Annotated in this window: 13 protein-coding genes; 2 read left to right on the top strand and 11 right to left on the bottom strand. The window is 64.9% G+C overall.

Annotated features, from left to right (window positions below; translation table 11 throughout):
* Positions 1-54: 54 nt before the first annotated feature.
* The 11 genes from rseP to WC729_RS15130 all read right to left on the bottom strand — a co-directional run bounded on the left by rseP (position 55) and on the right by WC729_RS15130 (position 9,270).
* The gene (rseP, locus tag WC729_RS15180) at positions 55-1,188 is read right to left on the bottom strand and encodes an RIP metalloprotease RseP (RefSeq protein ID WP_372854206.1); all 1,134 of its coding nucleotides are present in this window, start codon (positions 1,186-1,188) and stop codon (positions 55-57) included.
* Complete coding sequence (locus tag WC729_RS15175; protein WP_372854204.1) at positions 1,185-2,342, bottom strand: 1-deoxy-D-xylulose-5-phosphate reductoisomerase; 1,158 nt, start codon at positions 2,340-2,342, stop codon at positions 1,185-1,187. The genes rseP and WC729_RS15175 overlap by 4 nt, the downstream gene beginning before the upstream one ends.
* Positions 2,339-3,133: a phosphatidate cytidylyltransferase gene (locus tag WC729_RS15170; RefSeq protein ID WP_372854202.1), complete on the bottom strand. Its 795-nt coding sequence runs from the start codon at positions 3,131-3,133 to the stop codon at positions 2,339-2,341. Before WC729_RS15170 ends, WC729_RS15175 begins: the two co-directional genes overlap by 4 nt.
* Positions 3,130-3,855: an isoprenyl transferase gene (locus WC729_RS15165; protein WP_372855462.1), complete on the bottom strand. Its 726-nt coding sequence runs from the start codon at positions 3,853-3,855 to the stop codon at positions 3,130-3,132. The genes WC729_RS15170 and WC729_RS15165 overlap by 4 nt, the downstream gene beginning before the upstream one ends.
* A gap of 14 nt (positions 3,856-3,869) precedes the next feature.
* The gene (gene frr / locus WC729_RS15160) at positions 3,870-4,427 is read right to left on the bottom strand and encodes a ribosome recycling factor (protein ID WP_372854200.1); all 558 of its coding nucleotides are present in this window, start codon (positions 4,425-4,427) and stop codon (positions 3,870-3,872) included.
* The gene (pyrH, locus tag WC729_RS15155) at positions 4,414-5,157 is read right to left on the bottom strand and encodes a UMP kinase (RefSeq protein ID WP_372855460.1); all 744 of its coding nucleotides are present in this window, start codon (positions 5,155-5,157) and stop codon (positions 4,414-4,416) included. Before pyrH ends, frr begins: the two co-directional genes overlap by 14 nt.
* A gap of 206 nt (positions 5,158-5,363) precedes the next feature.
* A complete protein-coding gene (gene tsf, locus WC729_RS15150; protein ID WP_372854198.1) occupies positions 5,364-6,284 on the bottom strand; it encodes a translation elongation factor Ts in 921 nt (306 codons plus the stop codon).
* Positions 6,285-6,370: 86 nt separating this feature from the next.
* Entirely contained in the window at positions 6,371-7,273 is a 903-nt protein-coding gene (gene rpsB, locus WC729_RS15145; protein ID WP_372854196.1) for a 30S ribosomal protein S2, read from the bottom strand.
* Between the two features lie 231 nt (positions 7,274-7,504).
* Positions 7,505-7,651 carry a hypothetical protein gene (locus tag WC729_RS15140; RefSeq protein ID WP_372854194.1) on the bottom strand — a complete coding sequence of 49 codons (147 nt, stop codon included), beginning with the start codon at positions 7,649-7,651 and terminating at the stop codon, positions 7,505-7,507.
* A gap of 22 nt (positions 7,652-7,673) precedes the next feature.
* The gene (locus WC729_RS15135; RefSeq protein WP_372854192.1) at positions 7,674-8,528 is read right to left on the bottom strand and encodes a phosphatidylcholine/phosphatidylserine synthase; all 855 of its coding nucleotides are present in this window, start codon (positions 8,526-8,528) and stop codon (positions 7,674-7,676) included.
* A 10-nt stretch (positions 8,529-8,538) separates the two neighbouring features.
* Entirely contained in the window at positions 8,539-9,270 is a 732-nt protein-coding gene (locus WC729_RS15130) for a phosphatidylserine decarboxylase (protein WP_372854190.1), read from the bottom strand.
* Positions 9,271-9,426: 156 nt separating this feature from the next.
* Here WC729_RS15130 and WC729_RS15125 point away from each other — a divergent pair, with 156 nt between their 5' ends.
* Both WC729_RS15125 and WC729_RS15120 read left to right on the top strand, forming a co-directional pair.
* Positions 9,427-10,647, top strand: coding sequence for an NADP-dependent isocitrate dehydrogenase (locus WC729_RS15125; protein ID WP_372854188.1), 1,221 nt, complete (start codon positions 9,427-9,429; stop codon positions 10,645-10,647).
* 136 nt (positions 10,648-10,783) lie between these two features.
* On the top strand, positions 10,784-12,559 hold the full coding sequence (locus tag WC729_RS15120) for a cation:proton antiporter (RefSeq protein ID WP_372854186.1): 1,776 nt from the start codon (positions 10,784-10,786) through the stop codon (positions 12,557-12,559).
* The last annotated feature ends 2 nt before the right edge of the window (positions 12,560-12,561 follow it).

Here is a 12,561-nt window from a genome sequence, read left to right as displayed (position 1 = left end):
CAGTCGGAGAAATTACGCGGGCCGCTCTTGAAAGCCTGCCCTGCCTCAACCACGTCAGCCGATCAACCCAGCCAAATTGTTCCACAAGCCGAACGACCCGAGATCGTTGAACGTCACGAGCAGCATCAGCGCCAGCAACGCCGCAAGGCCGCCACGGAACGCCCACTCCTGCACCTCGGGGCCAACGGGCTTACGCCGTATCGCCTCGATGGCGTAAAAGAACAAATGACCACCATCCAGCATCGGGACTGGCAACAGGTTGATGAATCCCAGATTAATCGACACCAGGGCGATCAGCCAGACAAAGGCCGGCAACCCGAGAGAAAGCTGCTCGCCGGAGACCTTCGCGATGCTGAGCGGCCCGCCCAGTTCCTTGACCGAACGGCGGCCGCTTATGATCTGGCCGATCGTCTCGACCATCATGCTGACGATCTCGCCAGTCTGGCGTACCGCCACTTGGGGCGCCTCGATCAGACCGACCCGCACGAGTACAGGCTGTGAATTCTCAATTCCCAATCGACCGATACGATATTCGTTGCCGAACCGGTCGCGCTGGAGCTCCGTCCCGATGACTGCCTTGCGCGACATCGGTGTCGTGCCGCGTACAAAATCGATGGTCACCGGTTCACCGGCCCTGATCTGTATGTAGCGGACCATATCGCCGAATGTTTCGACGGAGCGGCCACTTAATGCGACGATGCGATCCCCGGGTTGCAGGCCGGCCTTCGCAGCAGCACCGTTTGCGACGATATTGCCCGCAACGGTCGGTGTGCGGCTGTCGCCATAGGCGAGCGCAAATCCGGCGAGGATCACTATAGCGATGATGAAATTGGTGACTGGCCCCGCCGCCACGATGAGCGCGCGCTGCCATACCGGCCTGGACGGGAAGGTCTGCGCCCGCTCTTCCGGTGGGAGCATCAGCCAGTCGGCATCGGGCACGCTTGCCGGGTTCATGTCACCGGCGAAGCGGACATAGCCGCCGAGCGGCAGCCAGCCGAACTTCCAGCGCGTGCCGCGCTTGTCGGTCACCCCGAAGACTTCGCGCCCGAAGCCGATCGAAAAGGCCTCGACCTTCACCCTGAAGAGGCGGCCGGCAAGATAATGGCCCATCTCGTGAAGGAACACGAGCGGCCCGATGACGAGCGCAAAGGCGAGGATGGTCAGCAACAGGCCGGGGCTATGTATCAAGCGACGCAGTCCTTTACACGCTCGCCCGCGAGCCTTCGCGCTTCCGCGTCCACCGTCAGGACGTCATCAAGCGTGTCGGGGGCGGGCGGGTCGTAGCAATCGAGGGTATCGGCGACGATTGCGGCAATTTCGAGGAAGCCGACACGCCGATCCAGGAACGCCGCCACGGCGATCTCGTTCGCGGCGTTGAGAATCGCGGGGCGCGCCCCCCCTGCCTCCAGGGCATGGCGGGCAAGCGCGAGCGCTGGGAAGCGCACGGGATCGGGCGCCTCGAAATCGAGCCGGCCGATTGCGACGAGGTCGAGCGGCGCCATCGGCGTCGTCATCCGGTCAGGCCAGGCCAGGCAATAGGCAATCGGCGTGCGCATGTCGGGCGGGCCGAGCTGGGCAAGGGTCGACCCGTCGACATATTCGACCATCGAATGGATCACCGATTGCCGGTGCAGGATGATTTCGATCCGCTCTTCGGGCACGGGGAACAGCCGGGCTGCCTCGATCAGTTCGAGGCCCTTGTTCATCATGGTGGCGGAATCGACCGAGATTTTTGCGCCCATCGACCAATTCGGGTGCGCGACCGCCTGTTCCAGCGTCACCGCGCGCATCTTTTCGGTCGGCCAGTCGCGGAACGGACCGCCGCTGGCCGTCAGGATGATGCGGCGGACTCGTTCGGGCCGGGCGAAATCGAAGCACTGGAAGATCGCATTGTGCTCGGAATCCGCTGGCAACAGCGTCGCGCCATGGCGCTCCGCTGCGGCGAGCACGACATCGCCCGCCGATACCAGCGGTTCCTTGTTGGCGAGGATCACCGTCCCGCCCTGCCCGATCGCCGCCATGACGGGCTCGAGGCCGGCGCAACCCACGATCGCGCCCATGGTGATGTCGGCGCCCATCGCGGCGGCTTCGCACAATGCGGCGCGGCCGCCCGCTGCCGCGATGCCGGAACCGGCAAGGGCCGCCCGCAACTCGGGCAGGCAGCTTTCGTCAGCAGCCACGGCAATCCGCGCGTTGGTCCGGATCGCCGCCTTGGCGAGTTTCTCCGTGTCGCAATTGGCGGTCAGCGCCAGCACGTCGAACCGTTCCGGCTCGCGCTCGATCAGGTCCAGCGTGGAGGTGCCGACCGATCCAGTCGCGCCAAGGATGGTGACGGTCTTCATGAGTAGAATTTCGGCAGGATGACGAGCAGCGCAGCGAGCGGGGCGACCGGTACCAGCCCGTCGAGGCGATCGAGGATGCCGCCATGGCCGGGCAACAGATTGCCGCTGTCCTTCACGCCGGCACGCCGCTTCAGCCAGCTTTCAAACAGATCGCCGCTCTGCGCCACTATCGCCAGTACTGGCGTCGCCAATGTCAGCCGCCATGGCAGTCCGTAAAAGACGTGCATCGCGGCGCCGAACGCCCCTGCCAGCAGTACGCCGCCCGCCAGCCCGGCCCAGGTCTTGTTCGGGCTGATCGCGGGGGCAAGCTTGGGGCCGCCAATTGCACGGCCGCTGAAATAGGCGCCGATGTCGCACACCCATACCAGAGCGAGCGCCCAGAAGGTGAAGACGATGCCTTCCTCCTGCTTGCGGATCAGTAACAGGGCAAGGATCGGCAATCCGACATAGATCGCCCCGAGCGCGAGCGTCGAGCGCCGCTGGACGATGACGATGAAGAAGGCCGCGGCAGCAATCAGCCCCAGCGCGAAAAAGTCGGGCCCGGCCGCCATCGGCGCCATGATCGCCAGCGGAACCGACAGGGCGAACTGCGCCAGCCGCTTCTGCGACGACGAGGCGCCGTCGAGATCGGCCCATTCGGCCATCATGAACAGCCCCAGCACCGAACATAATATCCAGAAGACGATATCGCCGAACCAAAGGGCCGCGATGGCGACCGCGACCATGGCCAGTCCGACGACCGTGCGGAGCGCCAGATCGGACGGTCGCTTGGTCGGTGATTTGGTGCTCACAGGCCTCCGAAGCGCCGCTGGCGGCTGCCGAACGTGCCGATGGCATCTGCAAGCGTGGCCGCGTCGAAATCAGGCCACAGCGTCTCGACGAATAGCAGCTCGGCATAGGCGGCTTGCCACAGCAGGAAATTCGACAGCCGAACCTCGCCCGACGTGCGAATCAGCAGGTCGAGCGGCGGCAGGTCGCTCGTGTCGAGTTCGGCTTCGATCGCCGCCTCATCGATCGCGGACGGATCGATAACGCCATCGCGCACCTTCTCGGCCAGGCGCCGCGCCGCAGCAGCGATTTCGGCTTGCGCGCCGTAATTGAGCGCGATCACCAGGATTGGCCCGGTATTGCTCGCGGTGCGCGCAATCGCATCATCGACCAGCTTGACCGTGTCGGCGGAGAAGCGGCGATAGTCGCCGATCACGCGCAAACGGACATTCTCGTTTGCCATCTCGTCCAGGTCCGTGCGGATGAACAGGCGCAGCAAACCCATCAGGTCGCTGACCTCGTCCTCGGGGCGGCGCCAGTTCTCGGACGAGAAGGCGTAGAGCGTCAGCGCCTCGATGCCCATCGCACGAGCGGCGCGCGAGACGCGGCGGACTGCCTCGACTCCCTGACGATGCCCGGCGATCCGCGGCAGATGCCGCTTCTTCGCCCAGCGGCCGTTTCCGTCCATGATGATCGCGACGTGACGCGGCAACACCGCCGTGCCGCCGGCCGCGATCGGTGCCATGGCGGGCGACGAGTTCACTTGCCCAGGATTTCCTTTTCCTTGGCCGAAGCCGCGGCATCGATGTCGGCGATCGTGCTGTCGGTCAGCTTCTGGACCTCGGTTTCATGGCGCTTGCGCTCGTCTTCGGAGAACACGCCCTTCTTCTCATCGGTTTTCAGATTGTCATTGCCGTCGCGGCGTACGTTGCGTGCCGCGATGCGCGCCTTTTCGGCATATTGACCGGCCAGCTTTGCGAGCTCCTTGCGGCGCTCCTCGGTCAGGTCCGGGATCGGCAGGCGCAGCGTTGTGCCGTCGACGATCGGATTGAGACCCAGGCCGGCCGAGCGGATCGCCTTGTCGGCGGGCCCGACATTCGATTTGTCCCACACCTGCACCGACAGCATGCGCGGCTCGGGTGCCGAGACGGTCGCGATGGTGTTGAGCGGCATGTGCGAGCCATAGACCTCGACGGTCACCGGATCGAGCAGCGAGGTAGAGGCGCGGCCGGTGCGCAGACCACCCAGATCGTGCTTCAGTGCCTCGACGGCGCCCGCCATGCGGCGTTCGAGATCGGCCTTGTCATAGGCGGCCATTGGCTTCCTCCTCTTCGTTGCGGACGATCGTCGATGTGCCCTCGCCCCGCAGGACGGCGGCGAGATTGCCCTCGCCGCGGATGTTGAACACGACGATCGGAATATTGTTCTCGCGGCACAGCGCCACGGCGGCGGCGTCCATCACCTTGAGATTGTCGGCGAGCACCCGGCCGAAGCTGAGGCTCTCATAGCGTGTGGCGCTCGGCACGATTTTGGGATCGGCATCATACACGCCGTCGACGCTGGTGCCCTTGAACAGCGCGTTGCAGTTCATTTCGGCAGCGCGGAGCGCGGCGGCGGTGTCGGTGGTGAAGAACGGATTGCCCGTACCGGCGGCGAAGATCACGATCCGGCCCTTCTCGATATGCCGCTCGGCGCGCCGGCGGATATAGGGCTCGCACACGCTGGCCATGGGGATCGCGGACTGAACCCGGGTTTCGACCCCGATCTTCTCCAGCGCGTTCTGGACCGCCAGGGCGTTCATCACCGTCGCCAGCATGCCCATATAATCGGCGCTTGTTCGGTCGAAGCCCTTGGCTGCCGCGGCAAGCCCGCGGAAGATGTTGCCGCCGCCAACGACCAAGCACAGTTCATGCCCGGCTTCCTTGGCCGCCTTGATCTCGCCCGCGACGCGATCGACGGTCGCCGGATCGATACCGAAATGGTTCGGCCCCATCAGGACCTCCCCGGACAATTTCAGCAGGATGCGTTTGAAGCGCGGTATCGTCACAAGTTCCAACATGCTGAGGGTCTGGGCGGCGCGGACCTTAGTAGCGCACCGAGGCGATGCCAAGCGATGATACCGCCCGGGAACGGTGCAAATCCGATGCACCAATCACGCGGAATCACTATATCACAATCACTTAAGCCGCAAAATACAAGAAGGGCGAGGCCGGCACTGCCGAACCCCGCCCCTCAGATACGGTATCGAAGCGATCAGACGCCAGCGGCAGCCGCGACTTCAGCCGCGAAATCGCTGACTTCCTTCTCGATGCCCTCGCCGAGCTGAAAGCGGACATAATCCTTCAGTTCGATGGGCTTGCCGGCCGCCTTGGCGGCGTTGGCGACGACGTCGGAGATCTTGGTCTTGCCGTCCATCACCAGCAGCTGGCTGACCAGGGCGTTTTCCTTGCGATACTTGGCGATCGCGCCATCCACCATCTTGGCGACGATGTCGGCGGGCTTGCCCGATTCGGCCGCCTTTTCGGTTGCGATCGCGCGCTCGCGAGCGACGATCTCGGGGTCGAGGCCGTCCTCGTTCAGCGCCAGCGGGAAAGCGGCGGCGATGTGCATCGCGATCTGCTTGCCCAGCGGCTCGAGCACGTCGGCACCGGCTTCGCTCTCGAGCGCGACGAGCACGCCGATCTTGCCGAGGCCAGGAGCAGCCGCGTTATGGACATAGGGAACGACCGCGCCCGACGTCACTTCGAGGCGCTTGGCACGACGGATCGTCTGGTTCTCGCCGATCGTCGCGATGTTGTTGGTCAGCACTTCCTCGACGGTCTTGCCGCCGAGTTGAGCCGCTTTGATCGTCTCGATCGAATCGCCCAGCTCGAGCGCGACCGACGTCACGTCGCGAACGAACGTCTGAAACTGGATGTTCTTGGCGACGAAATCGGTCTCGGAATTGACTTCGACTGCAGCACCCTTGGTGCCGGAAACTTCGATGCCGACCAGGCCCTCGGCCGCGGTGCGGCTGGACTTCTTGGCGGCGGCGGCCAGGCCCTTGGTACGCAGCCAATCGATGGCCGCGGTCATGTCGCCGCCGGTTTCGGTCAACGCCTTCTTGCAGTCCATCATGCCGGCGCCGCTCTGTTCGCGCAGATCCTTCACCGCTGCTGCCGTGATCTCGGCCATGTCTCTTGTCCTCTTGTGCTTCGGATATGGGTTCGGACGGGGAAAGGCTTGCGCCCTACCCCGCCCGTATTTCAGTTCAGCGACGCTCAGGCGTCGAGTTGACGCTCTTCCTCGGCGGCAGCTTCGGACGCCACGGCTTCGTCAGCTGCCGGAGCAGCTGCTTCGACGGGGGCCGCAGCTTCGGCTGCCGGCGTGAAGTCGATCGCTTCGACCGGTTCGGCGGCAGGCGCCGGCTCGACGGTCAGCGCTTCCTCGACCGGCGGTGTGTCCATCGCGCCGACGTCGACGCCGCGACGAGCGACCTGCTCGTTGCCGCCACGGGTCGCGGCGATCGCGATCGCCTCGCAGTACAGGCGGATGGCGCGGCTGGCGTCGTCATTGGCGGGAACCGGGAAGGCGATGCCGTCCGGCGACACGTTCGAATCGAGGATCGCAACCACCGGGATACCCAGGGTGTTGGCTTCCTTGATCGCCAGCTCTTCCTTGTTGGCGTCGATCACGAACATCACGTCCGGAATGCCGCCCATGTCGCGGATGCCGCCGAGCGACAGCTCGAGCTTGTCCTTCTCGCGGGTGAGCTGCAGCACTTCCTTCTTGGTCAGGCCGTGCGTGTCGCCCGAAAGCTGCTCTTCGAGCGTCTTGAGGCGCTTGATCGAGTTGGAGATGGTCTTCCAGTTGGTGAGCATGCCGCCCAGCCAGCGATGGTTGACGAAATGCTGGCCCGAACGGCGGGCCGCGTCAGCGACGGGCTCCTGTGCCTGGCGCTTGGTGCCGACGAACAGCACCTTGCCGCCGGCCGCGACCGAGGCATTCACGAATTCGAGAGCGCGCGCGAACAGCGGCACGGTCTGCGAGAGATCGAGGATGTGGACGCCGTTGCGGTCGCCAAAGATGTAAGGCTTCATCTTCGGGTTCCAGCGGTGGGTCTGGTGGCCGAAGTGCGCGCCCGTTTCGAGCAATTGCTGCATGGTGACGACTGGTGCCGCCATAAGGTAGTTCCTTTCCGGTTGTGCCTCTGGGAAGCGAGTAATCCGGATTGCTCCGGACACCGGCGATGTGTGCTTCCCATGCGGTGTGAAGGCGCGCCCTCTAGCGAAGCCCTTCGTTTAAATCAAGCGTTGACAACGGGAACACTAAGGGAACATACAGTGTCCGCAACAGGGACATGGAACGGAACACGGGCTTCCCCGGTTTTTCGAATCAGGTTTCTGCCCATGCAATCAGGGAGTTGGGCGATGATGACGGTTCTCGGTATCCTGGTTTTCGCCGGCGCCCTTGCTGCCGCAACTTCCGTATTCGCGTTCACGCTCGTTCCGGCGCTGCCGCGAATCATTGCCCTGCTCCGCGGCGAGGTCGATCCTGCTCATGTCACCGCGCCGATGCTGATCCTCAGCGATCGCCGGCTTCGCGCTCGCGTTCGTCCGGTGTCGGCAATGGCAGTTGCGGCTCGACCGCAGGCGTTCCGCGCAGCCGCCTGACTCGCCGATAAGCGCTGATGCTGAAGGGCATCGTCGCGAGATAGGCGAGGCAGATCGCCGACAGCGTGTGCCACGGCGCCGAGATCAGCGCCGCGCCCAGGATCACGACGATCACGATCGCCTCGAACCGGATGTTGTTGCGCAGCTTGAGCGAGGACCAGCTATAGGTGGCGAAGCTCGACACCATCAGCGTCGCGACGAAACCGACCCAGGGCGCCACCAGCCAGGGCGAGCGCAGCCAGGGCAGATCGTTCCAGAACGACAGATACAGCGGCAGCATCGCCAGCCCGGCGCCGGCCGGTGCCGGGATGCCGGTCAGGAAACCGGCCGATTTGTGCGGCTGTTCCGTGACGTCGATATTGGCGTTGAAGCGCGCCAGGCGCAGCGCGCAGAACACGGCGAACACCAGCGCGACGAGCCAGCCGACGCGCGGCATCTCCTTCAGCGACCAGAGATAGAGGATCAGCGCGGGCGACACGCCGAACGAAATCGCGTCGGACAGCGAATCGAGCTCGGCACCGAACCGGCTCTCGCCACGCACCAGCCGCGCGACGCTGCCATCGAGGCCGTCGAGCACGCCGGCGATCATGATCATCGTCACGGCCAGTTCCCAATGGCCTTCGGTCTGGGGCAGGCCGCTGCTCGCCGAGATGGCGAAGCGGATACCGGTCAGGCCGAAGCACAGGGCAAGCGCGGTGACGGCATTGGGCGCGACCGCGCGCAACGGCAGGCCGCGGGGCGTTCGCCTCGGAAGCGGGCGCCTCATCGGTCGGTCCTCACTGAGCGATGCCGGTCGCCGCGCTCACGCCGGGGCGGCCGAGGACCGTCTCGCCCGCAACGCTGCGCTGGCCGAGCGCGACCTGGGGCGCGATATCGTCGGGAAGATAGACGTCGACCCGGCTGCCGAAGCGGATCAGGCCGATGCGCTGGCCGCTCGCCACCATGTCGCCGGGCTTCACGAAACCAAGAATGCGCCGCGCGACAAGCCCGGCGATCTGGGTGAAGCCGACGCGGCGTCCATCGCGCCCCTCGACCACGATATGCTGGCGCTCATTTTCCTCGCTCGCCTTGTCCAGGTCGGCGTTGAGGAACTTGCCCGAGATATAGACGACCTGACGGATCGTGCCCGCGATCGGCGTGCGATTGATGTGCACGTCGAACACCGACATGAAGATCGAAATGCGCACCAGCGGCGCGTCGCCCAGGCCGTTCTCGCCGGCCAGTTCGCGCGGCACCGGCACGCGCCGGATCATGGTGATCAGCCCGTCGGCGGGCGCGATGATCAGCCCCTCCCCTTGCGGCGTTACGCGTACCGGATCGCGAAAGAAGGAGACGACCCACAGGGTGACGCCGATGAGCGGCCAGGCGACGAACCAGCCGAACCACCAAAGGGCCAGGAGGGAGATCGCACCTGCGATCAGAACATATTTGCGCCCCTCGGGGTGCATGTCCGGAAAGCGCCATTTAATCGTCGGAGGCGCCTCTGGCGGTGTGTCGTGTAAAGCCATCGGCGCGGTCTATCCGGTGCATCCCCTCAAGACAATGATGCGTGTCGCGATCCGCTGGGGACGGCCGATGAGAAAAGGTCGCCACGACGATGTTGATCCGGGCGTGCCTTCCTCCTAGACGCTCACCGAAACCTCCCCTCTTGAAAGCGAGTATCGATGGCGAAGATCAAGGTGAAGACGCCTGTCGTGGAGATCGACGGCGACGAGATGACGCGGATCATCTGGCAATGGATTCGCGAGCGCCTGATCCTCCCTTATCTCGATATCGACCTCGATTATTACGATCTGGGTATCCAGAAGCGCGACGAGACCGACGACAAGATCACCGTCGACAGCGCGAAGGCGATCCAGAAATACGGCGTCGGCGTGAAGTGCGCCACGATCACGCCTGACGAAGCACGCGTCGAGGAATTCGGCCTCAAGAAGATGTGGAAGTCGCCCAACGGCACGATCCGCAACATCCTGGGCGGCGTCGTCTTCCGCGAGCCGATCGTGATGAAGAACGTCCCCCGCCTCATCCCGGGCTGGACTCATCCGATCGTCGTCGGCCGCCACGCGTTCGGCGATCAGTATCGCGCGACCGACTATCGCGTCCCCGGCCCCGGCAAGCTGCGCCTGGTGTTCGAAGGCGACGACGGCACCGTGATCGACGAGGAAGTGTTCCAGTTCCCGTCCTCGGGCGTCGCCATGGCGATGTACAATCTCGACGATTCAATCCGCGATTTCGCCCGCGCCTCGATGCATTACGGCCTCAACCTCGGCTGGCCGGTCTATCTCTCGACCAAGAACACCATCCTCAAGGCCTATGACGGCCGCTTCAAGGATCTGTTCGCCGAGGTGTTCGAGAGCGAGTTCAAGGACAAGTTCAAGGAAGCCGGCATCGTCTATGAGCATCGCCTGATCGACGACATGGTCGCCAGCGCGCTCAAATGGCATGGCGAGTTCGTCTGGGCCTGCAAGAATTACGACGGCGACGTTCAGTCGGACCAGGTCGCGCAGGGCTTCGGTTCGCTCGGCCTCATGACCTCGGTGCTGCTCACGCCGGACGGCAAGACGGTCGAGGCAGAGGCGGCGCACGGCACCGTCACCCGCCATTTCCGCATGCACGAGCAGGGCAAGGCGACCTCGACCAACCCGATCGCGTCGATCTTCGCCTGGACCGGCGGCCTGAAATATCGCGGCAAGTTCGACGGCACGCCCGAAGTGACTGAGTTCGCCGAATTGCTGGAGAAGGTCTGCGTCGACACGGTCGAGAGCGGCAAGATGACCAAGGACCTCGCGATCCTGATCGGTCCGAACCAGCCCTGGATGACCACCGAGCAGTTCTTCGAGGAAGTTCGCATCAACCTCGAACAGGCCATGGGCGCCTCGAAATAAGGGCACCTGCCGGAGGCGCGAACACCGCCCGCTACATCCGACAGGGTGTGGCGGGCGGTGTTTTTTGTGCAGGCAATCGACACTTCAGCACCCTTCATCGGCTGACAAACCGTTCCGGGGGTGGTTAAGTACCCCCATGGCAATGGGATTGGACAATAAGGGCTTCAGCGACGCCCTGGTGATTCTGGGGGCCGCGGGCCTCGTCATTCCGGCCTTTGCGCGGTTGAAGATCAGCCCGGTCATCGGGTTCATCCTGGTCGGCCTGCTCGTCGGCCCCTCGGCTCTCGGCGCGCTCGTCGGCGACTATCCCTGGCTCTACTACATCACCATCTCGGACCCGCATTCGATCGAGCCGTTCGCCGAATTCGGTATCATTTTGCTGCTCTTCTCGATCGGGCTCGAGCTGTCGCTCAAGCGTCTCTGGTCGATGCGCACCCTGGTGTTCGGCACTGGCGCCGCAGAGCTGATCGGCTCCGGCCTGATCATCGGCGTCGCGATCCATCTCACCGGCCTGAGCTGGGCCGGTTCCTTCGGGCTGGGGTTTGCCCTCGCCCTCTCCTCCACCGCGCTCGTCCTTCCGATCGCCGGCACGACAAGCCCCGTCGGGCGGTCGGCTTTCGCCATGCTGCTGTTCGAGGATCTCGCGCTCGTCCCGATCATCTTCGTGCTGGCGGCGCTTGGCCCCGGCGCCGGTGATGGCTGGGCGCCGGTCGTGCGGGTAATCGGCGGCGGCGTGCTGACCATTGCGGCGATGTTCGTCGGTGGCCGATTCGTCCTGCCCCGCCTCTTCGCCCAGGCCGCCCGCACCAAGAGTCCCGAACTGTTCCTCGCGGCCTCGTTGCTCGTGGTGATCGTCGCCAGCCTCGCGACCGCAGCGGTCGGCCTGTCGCCGATCGTCGGCGCTTTGCTTGCCGGCGTGCTGATCGCCGAGACCGATTATCACAGCGAAGTCGAAGTGATGACTGCGCCGTTCAAGGGCCTCGCGCTCGGCGTGTTCCTGATCACCGTCGGCATGAGCCTCGACTTGGGCTCGATCATGGAGAATTGGCCGGCCCTGGCCGGCGCGATCGTCGCGGTGGTGGCGGTGAAGGCGCTGGTCACCTTCGGCCTGCTCAAGCTTGCCGGCATCCGCAACGGCGTCGCGGCGGAAACCGGCCTGCTGATGGGCAGCCCGTCCGAGACCACGCTGATCGTGCTCGGCACGGCGGCGGCGGCTGGCCTGATCCTGCCCGCGACCGCGAGCTTCTGGCAGACGGTCACCGCGATCGGGCTGACCATCACGCCCCTGCTCGCCTGGCTCGGCCAGCGCGTGGCCCGAAGGATCGAGCTGCGCGCCGGCGGCGACACGCCCGATGCCGAGATTTCCGCCGAAGGCCCCGGCACCGTCGTGATCGGCTTCGGCCGTGTCGGCCGCATGGTGGCGGACATGCTCAAGGTGCACGGCCAGCCCTTCATCGCCGTCGAAGCCGATATCGACGCAGTGAAGGCCGCGCGCGCTGACGGCTATCCGGTGATCTTCGGCGACGTTGCACGCTCGGAGTTGGTCGATCGTCTCAATCTCGGCCGCGCCAAGGCGCTGATCCTGACGATGGACGATCCGGTGCTGTCGGTTCAGCTCACGCGCCGGGTGCGCGGCTGGGTGCCCAACCTGACCATCGTCGCCCGCGCCCGCGACACCGCGCACGCCGCCGAACTCTACCGCGCTGGCGCGACCGATGCCGTGCCCGAGACGCTGGAGAGCTCGCTGCAATTGTCCGAAGCGCTGCTGGTCGATCTCGGCATAGCGGTCGGCCCGGTCATTGCCTCGATCCACGAAAAGCGCGACGAATTGCGCAAGGAGATCAAGGAAGCGGCCGATATGGTGCGCGAACCGCGCCTGCGCCGCGCCCGCAAGGCCACTGTGGAAACCTGATC

This window comes from Sphingomonas sp. (assembly GCF_041661825.1).
In the GTDB taxonomy this organism is placed as follows: Bacteria; Pseudomonadota; Alphaproteobacteria; order Sphingomonadales; family Sphingomonadaceae; genus Sphingomonas.
This window is presented reverse-complemented; position numbering and strand designations above follow the sequence as displayed.